Origin of the sequence: Roseiarcus sp. (assembly GCF_052145395.1) — a bacterium.
Taxonomy (GTDB): domain Bacteria; phylum Pseudomonadota; class Alphaproteobacteria; order Rhizobiales; family Beijerinckiaceae; genus Roseiarcus.
This window is the reverse complement of sequence record NZ_JBKQOT010000816.1, coordinates 1-9,225: the sequence shown is the minus strand read 5'-3', so window position 1 is coordinate 9,225 and position 9,225 is coordinate 1. Positions and strand designations below refer to the sequence as shown.

General features: G+C 66.8%; 8 protein-coding genes. 4 read left to right on the top strand and 4 right to left on the bottom strand.

What is annotated here, in order from left to right:
• On the bottom strand, positions 1 to 473 hold a 473-nt coding region (locus ACLP25_RS28155; protein ID WP_442472402.1), incomplete at its 3' end, for an AAA family ATPase.
• A 174-nt stretch (positions 474 to 647) separates the two neighbouring features.
• Here ACLP25_RS28155 and ACLP25_RS28150 point away from each other — a divergent pair.
• Positions 648 to 1,832 (top strand): serine hydrolase domain-containing protein, encoded by a 1,185-nt coding sequence (locus tag ACLP25_RS28150; protein WP_442472401.1) that lies wholly within the window; start codon positions 648 to 650, stop codon positions 1,830 to 1,832.
• A gap of 22 nt (positions 1,833 to 1,854) precedes the next feature.
• Here ACLP25_RS28150 and ACLP25_RS28145 read toward each other — a convergent pair whose 3' ends face one another.
• Both ACLP25_RS28145 and ACLP25_RS28140 read right to left on the bottom strand, forming a co-directional pair.
• Positions 1,855 to 2,157 (bottom strand): hypothetical protein, encoded by a 303-nt coding sequence (locus tag ACLP25_RS28145; protein ID WP_442472400.1) that lies wholly within the window; start codon positions 2,155 to 2,157, stop codon positions 1,855 to 1,857.
• A gap of 141 nt (positions 2,158 to 2,298) precedes the next feature.
• Entirely contained in the window at positions 2,299 to 2,736 is a 438-nt protein-coding gene (locus ACLP25_RS28140) for a VOC family protein (protein WP_442472399.1), read from the bottom strand.
• 149 nt (positions 2,737 to 2,885) lie between these two features.
• On the opposite strand from ACLP25_RS28140, the gene ACLP25_RS28135 reads away from it, so the two are divergent.
• The 3 genes from ACLP25_RS28135 (at position 2,886) to ACLP25_RS28125 (ending at position 8,382) form a co-directional block, all read left to right on the top strand.
• Entirely contained in the window at positions 2,886 to 3,854 is a 969-nt protein-coding gene (locus ACLP25_RS28135) for a glycosyltransferase family 8 protein (protein ID WP_442472398.1), read from the top strand.
• 517 nt (positions 3,855 to 4,371) lie between these two features.
• The gene (locus ACLP25_RS28130) at positions 4,372 to 4,914 is read left to right on the top strand and encodes an outer membrane protein (protein WP_442472397.1); all 543 of its coding nucleotides are present in this window, start codon (positions 4,372 to 4,374) and stop codon (positions 4,912 to 4,914) included.
• Between the two features lie 78 nt (positions 4,915 to 4,992).
• A complete protein-coding gene (locus ACLP25_RS28125; RefSeq protein WP_442472396.1) occupies positions 4,993 to 8,382 on the top strand; it encodes an acyl-[ACP]--phospholipid O-acyltransferase in 3,390 nt (1,129 codons plus the stop codon).
• A 478-nt stretch (positions 8,383 to 8,860) separates the two neighbouring features.
• Here ACLP25_RS28125 and ACLP25_RS28120 read toward each other — a convergent pair.
• Positions 8,861 to 9,225, bottom strand: a 365-nt coding sequence (locus ACLP25_RS28120; protein WP_442472394.1) for a hypothetical protein, incomplete at its 5' end; no start/stop codon positions are given.

Here is a 9,225-nt window from a genome sequence, read left to right as displayed (position 1 = left end):
CGCGACAAAAGCGCTGCATTCAATTCGAAGGAAGGATTTTCGGTCGTCGCTCCGATCAGCGTGACCGCGCCGTTCTCCATCACCGGCAGGAAGGAATCCTGCTGGGCGCAGTTGAAGCGGTGGATCTCGTCGACGAACAAGAGCGTGCCCTGCCCCTGCTCCCTCCGGGCGCGGGCGACGTCGAAAATCTTCTTAAGGTCGGCGACGCCCGTATGGATCGCCGAGACCTGGACGAAGGCGTCGGACCGCATGGCGCCGATGAGGCGGGCGACGGTCGTCTTGCCGCTCCCCGGCGGCCCCCAGAAGATCATCGAGCCGAGCGTCGGGGACTGCAGCAGACGCGTCAGCGCGCCGTCCGGCCCGGTCAGATGCTCCTGCCCCGAAACCTCCGCGAGGCTCGTCGGCCTCAGCCGCTCGGCGAGCGGCGCCGGCGGCGGCTCGCCCCGAGGACTCGCGTCGTCGAAAAGGTTCATGGCTCGTTGTCCCGCGCGGGCGCGACGCTGTCCAGCGCGACTCCTACGGAGCGCACGACCGCGGACCGGCCGAAAAGTGGAGGCGGCGGGCCGCCTCGTGCGGCGATGGGTCGGCTTGCCCCCCGGCCGCGAGCGGCTATGCTCCGCGCGCCTTTCAAAGCCAGCGAGTCGGTCATGTGCGCCTTCGTCCTGCCTTACGTCCCTTCCGAGCGCCTGGGCTTCGATCCGCACAGGCTCGATCGGCTGACGGACGCCATGCAGCGTCAGATCGATGAGGGGAAGGCGCCGGGTCTCTCGATGCTGATCGCCCGCCACGGCAAGATCGCCTACCGGCAGTCGCTGGGCGAACTTCGGCCCGGCGGCCCGGCGATGAGCGACGACGCGATCTTCCGCATCTATTCGATGACGAAGCCGATGGTTTCGGTGGCCGCGATGATGCTTGTCGAGGAGGGGCGGCTGTCCGTCCTCGACCCCGTCTCGAACTACATTCCCGCCTTCGCCGACGTGAAGGTGGGCGTCCCGACCGGGGACCGGCTCGACTTGCAGCCGCTCGCACGCCCGATCACGGTGCAGGACCTGATGCGCCATACCTCGGGCCTGACTTACGGTTTCACCGGAGTCACGCCCGTCCAGAAGCTCATCAAGGCCGCTAACGTACTGAGCGCCGACCGGACCACGGCCGAGAACGTCGAGGCCATGGCCGCGCTTCCGCTCATGCATCAGCCGGGGACGGCCTGGGAGTACAGCGTCTCGACCGACGTGCTCGGGCGCATCGTCGAGATCGTCGAGGGCGCGCGCCTCAGCGACGTCCTACGGGCTCATATCTTCGGGCCGCTCGGCATGACGGACACGGCCTTCTTCACGCCGCACGCCAAGCTCGCCCGGCGCGCTGACCCGTTCTCGTTCGAGGTCATGATCGCGGCCGGCGCCGATTCCGTGAACATCGACTCGCCGCCCAAGTTCGAGTCGGGCGGTGGGGGCCTCGTCTCGACCCTCGCCGACTATACGCGCTTCACCGCGATGCTGGCGAACGGCGGCGCATTCGCGGGCGCCCGTCTGCTGAGCCCCCGGACGATCGCCTACATGGCGAGCGACCACCTCGACGCGAAGGTCAACCGCAACCACGCCCTCTTGTGGCCGGGCCACGGCTTCGGCCTCGGCGTCGCGGTGCGGGTCCGCGACGGACTGGCGCCGAGCGCGGGCAGCGTCGGGGAGTATTTCTGGGGCGGCATGATGGGCACGACCTTCTGGATCTCGCCGCGCGACGACCTTTTCGCCATTCTCATGGTGCAATCGCCGGAATACCGCGAGTATTTCCGGGTCGTGTTCCGCAATCTGGTGACCGCCGCGCTCCTCTGAAGCGGCTCAGGACGCAGTCGCTTCAGGCGGCTTCGGCGTACCTGACGGCGAGGGCCGTCGCCGTGACGCGGTTCAAGGGCGTCGCGTCGATGTCGGCGCTTCGAACGCTGTCGACGTCGAAGCGGAGTTCGACGATCGCATCGGCGTCGTAATCTTCGGCCTCACGGATGAGCGCCTGGACGAGGGCGGAGCGGTCTCTTTCCGTGAGCGCGGCCGCCCCGCCCCGCCAGGCGACGGCGGCCCGGATGCGGCCAATCGCTCGATGAGCGCGGCCGCGTTCGATTACCTTGTTGGCGCTGACTTTCATTTGTGCTGGACTCTGCATGTCGTTCTCGCCCGGCAGCGGCCGTTGAAGGCACGCCTTGCACCGGCAAGCGCACTGTCATGCAGAACCGCATAATGGGTCCATCCGGAAGCCGCGGCTCACGCGCAAGCCGTCCGTAAAGACCAGGACAGCGGGGCGTCCTCACCACACCCCGGAGTTCGGCGTCGACGCCCAGGGCTCGGCGGAAGCGAGCGCTTCGCCCTTCTGGAGAAGCTCGATCGAAATCGCGTCGGGCGTGCGGATGAAGGCCATGCGGCCGTCGCGGGGCGGGCGGTTGATGGTCACGCCTGCGTCCATGAGCTTCTTGCAGGTCGCGTAGATGTCGTCGACCTGATAGGCAAGATGGCCGAAATTGCGCCCGCCGGTGTAAACCTCGGGGTCCCAGTTGTAGGTCAGCTCGATCAGCGGCGCCTGGGTTTTGCGCGCGCGCTCGGCGTCGCCCGGGGCGGCGAGAAAGACCAGCGTAAAGCGGCCCTTTTCGCTCTCCGTCCGGCGCGTTTCGACAAAACCCATCAGCTCGAAGAAGGCGATCGTGGCCTTCAGATCCGTAACACGGATCATGGTATGCAGATATTCCATGGCGTTGGCCCTCTGTCTTGGCGTGACCCCCTGACGCCAGAATGGCGCCTCGGCGACGAACCGGCAGGCCCGCAGCCGGTTCCGGGAGTCGGTGACTTCCGCTTGAGCGAGCTTCCGCCGCCCAGCCGGCGATTTTGGGGACGCTTTCCTTGCGCACCGCCTTTTGTTTTACGCCCGACCGCGCGTTCTTCCCGCCCGCCGTGCGCGCGATCGCCTCGCTGATTGAGGCCGAGCCGGAAGAGACGCACGAGATCTACCTGATCTGCGAGCCTGACGACGTGACGCCGGGCTTCGACCGGCTCGCTGCGCGGTTACGCGAACGGATGAACCTCCTGACCCTCGACTTCTCGTCCTACGACAAGAGCCTTTCGGGCAAAGGCCGGTTCTCCCGCGCGGTGTTCCGTCGCCTTTTCCTCGCCGAGATCCTCCCCGCTCCGATCGAGCGGATCATCAGCGTCGATTCGGACATGCTGATCGTGCGGCCCGGCCTCTCGCGTCTCGCCGGCTTCGACTTCGCAGGCAAGCCGCTCGCGGCCGCCTACGACATGATTTTCCTCATGGATTTCAAGGGCGAGGAGGACGCGCTCGTGCGCCAGTTCCGCCGGTCGCGCCAGGGGCTCGGCCTCGCGCTCGACACTCCCTATTTCAACGCCGGGATGATGGCGATCGACCGCGCCGCCTGGCGGCGGGAAAAGCTTACCGAGCAGGTCGCAAAGGCGCTTGCCGAAAATCCTCAGCGCTATCCGTTCATGGAGCAGGATGCGCTCAACGCCACCCTCAAGGGCGGCTTCGCGCCGCTCTCGCCGCGCTACAATTTCATGGGGGATTTCTTTCTCCTGGACCTGGAGCGGCGGATCGATCCGATCGTTCTGCATTTCGTCAACGCGCCGAAGCCGTGGACGCTCGACGCCTGGAAAGGCGAGGCGCGCTTCGCCGAGACCTACCGCGACTGGTTCAAAAAATCGCCGTGGCCGGAATGGGCCGAGGGGCCCGAGCGGCCGGGCTGGCGGCGCTCGCGGCCGCCGCTGACGAAGGCGAGGCGCGAATTTGCCGCGCGGCTCGCCCGCTTCCTACACGCGCAGCGCTTCCTCGACGGCCCGCTACAGTTCGAAGCTTGACGCGCGCCATCGATCCGCTCTCAAGCTCCGGACAAGCCGGCGCCGCGACAATGCCACCGAGGCCGCCTCCTTCGCGGCCGGCGGCTACTCCGGGGCGAGACGATGAAGCTTGTGACCAGGGCCGCGCTCGCGAGCCTCGCGCTTGCGACGCCGGCTCACGCGGCCGACCTGTTCGGCGCCGCGCCGCCCGCGAGCTTCCCGGCGTCTCAGGCGCCAACGGCGATCGAGATCGGCTCGAACTGGTATCTGCGCGGCGACATCGGCGCGAGCTTCGACGACGGGCCAACCATTTCCTACGCGCCTGTGTCCGTACCGCCGCCGGGCGCCGCCGGCCTGCCCTTCGCCGCGTCAAGCAGTCCGAACCGCCCGCAGCACGACCTCCGACGGCGCCCTCGGCTTCGGCTACCGCTTCCGCGACTATCTGCGCGTCGACGCGACCTGGGACTACCGCGCCGGCGCCGGCCTGAACCGCTCGGCGACTGTCGTCTGCCCCTACGGCCTCTACGGCGAGCCGAGCTTGTCGACGGGGTATTTGCAGGGCTATTTCTACAATCCATTAGACACCTGCGACGGCGTTATGAGCGTGCGGCAGCACGCCAACACCTTCCTCGCCAACGCTTATGTCGATCTCGGCAATTGGAGCGGGCTGACGCCCTATGTCGGCGGCGGACTCGGCGCGACCATCAGCGCGATGCAGGGCAGCCTCAACTATTACGAGACCGCCAACGGCCAGACCTACGCCGCCGACCTGACCCCGACCGGCGCCTATCCGCTCATCTGGGTCGACCCCTATGGGACGCCGATCACGCCGCAGCCGGCCATCCCCTTCGCGCCGCAGAACTGGAACCGCACGATCAACTCGACCACCTACGGCTTCGCCTGGGCGCTGATGGCGGGGTTCAGCTACCAACTGACTCCGAGCGTGGCGATCGACGTCGGCTACCGCTACCTCAACAGCGGCGCAACCCGCACGCTCGTCAATCCGCAGACCGGAACAACGCTGCATCAGAGCAATGTCTCTCAGCAGGTCCGGATTGGCGTCCGCTACCTGATTCAGTAGGCGGCCGTCGCGCCGCTTGACGCGGCGGGCCTTTTTGGCGTCCAAGGGCCCCCAAATGAGCGCGGGGGACGCCTGATTATGTTCCGGACCCTGATGACGTCGCGGCGGTTCGCGCCGCTTTTCTGGTGCCAGTTCCTCTCCGCCTTCAACGACAATTTCGTCCGCAACATGCTTGTGATGCTGATCTTGTTCCGCTTCGGCGCACAGGACAGCAGCATGAAGATCCTGATTTCCTCGATGGTCTTCGTCCTGCCGGCGATCCCGTTCTCGGCGCTCGGCGGCGAGATCGCCGATTCGCACGACAAGGCAACGATCGCTCGTCGCCTGAAGCTCGCCGAGATTGCCGTACAGGCGATCGGGGCAGCCGGCTTCGCCCTGTCCTCCCTCAACTTGCTGTACCTGGCGCTGTTTGGGCTCGGCTGCATCGCTGCCCTGTTCGGCCCGATCAAATACGGGATCCTGCCCGACCACCTTCGGCGCGAGGAGCTCGTCGCCGGCAACGCCTTGGTCGAGGGCGCGACCTACGCAGCGATCATCTGCGGCCTGATTGTCGGGGGGCTCGCAGCGGCGAACGGCCGCTCGACCCTCGGGGTCGTGACGCAAATGATGGTCCTCGCCGTCGCCTGTTACGCGGCGGCACGATTCATCCCGCCGACCGGGGTCGGCGCGCCGGGCCTCAAGGTCCACTGGAACGTCGTCGCCTCGACTTGGCGGATCATTCAGGATCTCCGGTCCGAGCGCCGGCAGTGGGTCGCGGCAATGTCCACCAGCTGGTTCTGGACGGTCGGCATCGTCGCCCTGTCGCTCGTGCCGGTGATCGTCAAGGCGCGCATCGGCGGCGGCCTCGACGTCGAAATCGCCGTCAACCTCATCTTCGCCGTCGGCGTCGGGCTCGGCTCGCTTGCCGCGGCGCGGCTGTCGCATGGACGGATCGAGCTCGCGCCAGCGCCGTTTCTCCTCCTCGTGCTCGCGGCGACACTGGTCGATCTGGGGCTGGCGACCCGCGGGCTGCCGCCGGCCGCTCGCGAGGTCCCGCTCTCCGAATTTTTCACGAGCCCGTTGGGCATGCGCCTGGCCTTCGATTTGTTCTTCTTCTCCGCAGCGGCCGGGCTGTTCGTCGTGCCGATCTTCGCGGCCATCCAGGCTTGGGCCGGCGAGGACCGGCGCGCGCGCGTCGTCGGCGCGGTCAACGCGCTGAACTACCTCATGATGGTCGCCGGCTCGGTCGTGACCATGGTCCTGCTCCAGGTCTTGGGCCTAAGCGAGCCGACCGCGCTCGTGCTGCTCGGCCTCGCCAACGTCGTGGCGGCTGTCTATGTCTTCCGCAACCTGCCCGCGAACACGCTCGCCTTCTGCGCGCGCACCGCGTTGCGGGTCTTCTACCGCCTCGAAGTCGCCGGAGCTGAGAACCTTCCCCGACCGGGCGAATGCGCCGCGATCGCGGTGAACCATGTCTCGTTCCTCGACGCCGCGGCGTTGACCGCGATCATGGAAGAGCCGCCGCTCCTCGCCGTCGATCGCGCGGCGGCGCGGCGCAGGTTGCTGGGACCGCTGCTGGCGTTCGCTCGGGTCCGGCCGCTCGACCCGGCCCGGCCGCTGACCGCCCGGGCGCTGGTCGCCGAGGCGCGCGCGGGCCGTGCGCTGGCCGTCTTCCCGGAAGGACGCACGGCGCTCACTCCTGTCCTGCTGCGCGACTATGAGGCGCTCTCGCTGATGATCGAGAAGACCGGCGCGCCGGTCACGCCGGTCCGCATCGAAGGCGCGGAGCGCACGGTTTTCTCCCGACTCGATCCCGCACAGGCCGGACGGGCCCTCCTCCCCAAAATCAAGGTCACGGTCCTGCCGCCGCGACGGCTCGCGGTTCCCCGCGCTCCGGATGGTCGGGGGCGCCGTCGCGCCGCGGGGGTCGCGCTCGCCGATCTGATGGCCGACGTCGTGTTCGAGACGACCGACATCCGCCGCACGCTTCACGCCGCCTTTGAGGCGCAGGCCCGCAGGAACGGTCTTTCGCGCACCGTCGTCGAGGACCCGCTCGCAGGGGCGCTGACCATGCGCATGTTCCGCATCGGGGTCGGCGTGCTGGCGCGCAAGATCGTCCAGATCTCGGCCGCGGGCGAGACGATCGGTCTGATGCTGCCGAACGCCAACGGCGCCGTGGTCACGTTCATGGCGCTGCAGGCGACGGGTCGCGTGGCGGCGATGCTCAACTTCACCGCCGGGCCCGCCAATCTGGTCGGCGCCTGCCATTTGGCGCAGATCCGGCTGGTGCTGACCTCGCGCGCGTTCGTCGAGAAGGCGGAGCTTGCCGACGTCGTCGAGGCGATCAGCCATGTCGCACGCATCGTCTGGCTCGAGGACGTGCGCGCGAGCGCAACGAGACGCGACAAGCTCGTCGCCGCGCTGACGGCCGGCCGGGCGTTTGCACCGCGCGAGCCCGACGATCCGGCGGCGGTTCTGTTCACCTCGGGCACCGAGGGCGCACCGAAGGGCGTCGTGCTCTCGCACGCCAACATTCTCGCCAATTGCGCCCAGGTCGACGCCCGCTACGATCTCCGGGTCTCCGACATCTTCTTCAATCCGCTGCCGATGTTCCACGCCTTCGGCCTGACGGCGGGATGCCTGCTCGGTCTCATGACCTCGATGCGAGTCTACCTCTACCCGACGCCCCTGCACTACCGGCAGATCCCCGATCTCATCGACAGAGTGGGGGCGACGGTGCTGGTCGGCACCGATACGTTCCTGACCGGCTACGCGCGTAACGCCGACGCCGACGGCTTCCGGTCGCTCCGCTATGTTATTGCCGGCGCGGAGGCGCTCAAGGCCGAGACCCGGCGCGTCTACTTGGAGAAGTTCGGCCTCGCCCTGTATGAGGGCTATGGCGTGACGGAAGCCTCCCCGGTGCTGGCGGTCAATGCGCCGATGTTCAACCGACACGGAACGGTCGGCAGGCTCCTGCCGCACATCACCCCGCGCATCGAGCGCGTGCCCGGCATCGACGAGGGCGGGCGGCTGTTCGTCAAGGGGCCGAACGTGATGATCGGCTACTACCGCGCCGATAATCCCGGCGAGCTCGAGCCGCCCGCCGGCGGCTGGCACGACACTGGCGACATCGTGGCGATCGACGCCGACGGTTTCGTCGCCATCAAGGGCCGGGCCAAGCGCTTCGCCAAGCTCGCCGGCGAATTGATCTCGCTCGGCGCGATCGAGGATCTCATGTGGGGCCTGTGGCCCGACGACGTGGTCGCCTGCGTGGCCGCGCCCGATCCGCGACGGGGCGAGCGCGTCATCCTCGCCACGACCCACGCGGGGGCGACCAAGGCCGAGGTCGACGCGTGGATGAAGATCAAAGGCGCCTCTTCGATCATGGCCCCCGCCTCGGTGGTCGTGCTCGACGCGATACCGTTGCTGGGGTCGGGCAAGACCGACTACATCGCGCTGGCTAAGGCTCTCCGGGAGCGGGGGGCGTGAGGGCGGCCCCCTTTGCCATTTCTGCCTCCGGAATCAACCTTTTCAAGGCTTTGCGGCGCCTTTTCCAACCCTCTCTTACGAGGGGCGGACGGCGGCGTGTGTAGAAGAGACGTATTTATAAGGCCAAGCAAATTATTTATGGTGCAATAATTGGTTAAGTTTTTTCATACTATAATAGTGTATAATGTCCAATCACCGTGTACGAAGTTAAAATTCTCGGTGGGCTGAATAACGCCTGTCCGGTGTCTGGAATGCTTCGCAGCATATATGGTGGCGGAGCGGGAAGACCACCCTCGTCAGGGCCGCAGAGTCCATTCTTCGCCGCGCGCCTCTCAATCGGATGCCGCCGTCGGGACGATCGGGCCTCTCGCCGCGGAGGCCGAGTAAGCGATGCCGCGCCAGTCATCTCAGCCGGCCCGGGACAAAATTCTTCTAATAATGCCGCGCTCTTGATGTGGGTCAATGCGCCTGCCGCCGTTTAGTGTTTGGGTCCATTCGGAGGAGACTTACGATGCCTACCGGTTATACCATTTCCGATATTTTGACTTTCATATCGATCGTTCTGCTCAGCGGAATTGTTCCCCTCGGTGTGTGGATCGGTCGCGACAACGTGCGAATCATCAGGCGCGACATCGTGCGCCAGTTGGAGAGCCTTTTTGGCTTCGCGGAGGTCCATGGCCAACCTCTCATCATCCCGACGTTTGAGTTGGTGAAATATAAAATATGGGCCGTGTCCCAACTTGTGGTGTAGCTCGGCTGGAGCAAGCCGCTCGCGAAGCGCGCTCTCCATAGCGCCGTAGCGAGCGAGCGGCTTGCGGTCGGTCATCGCCGAATCTCCGGTAG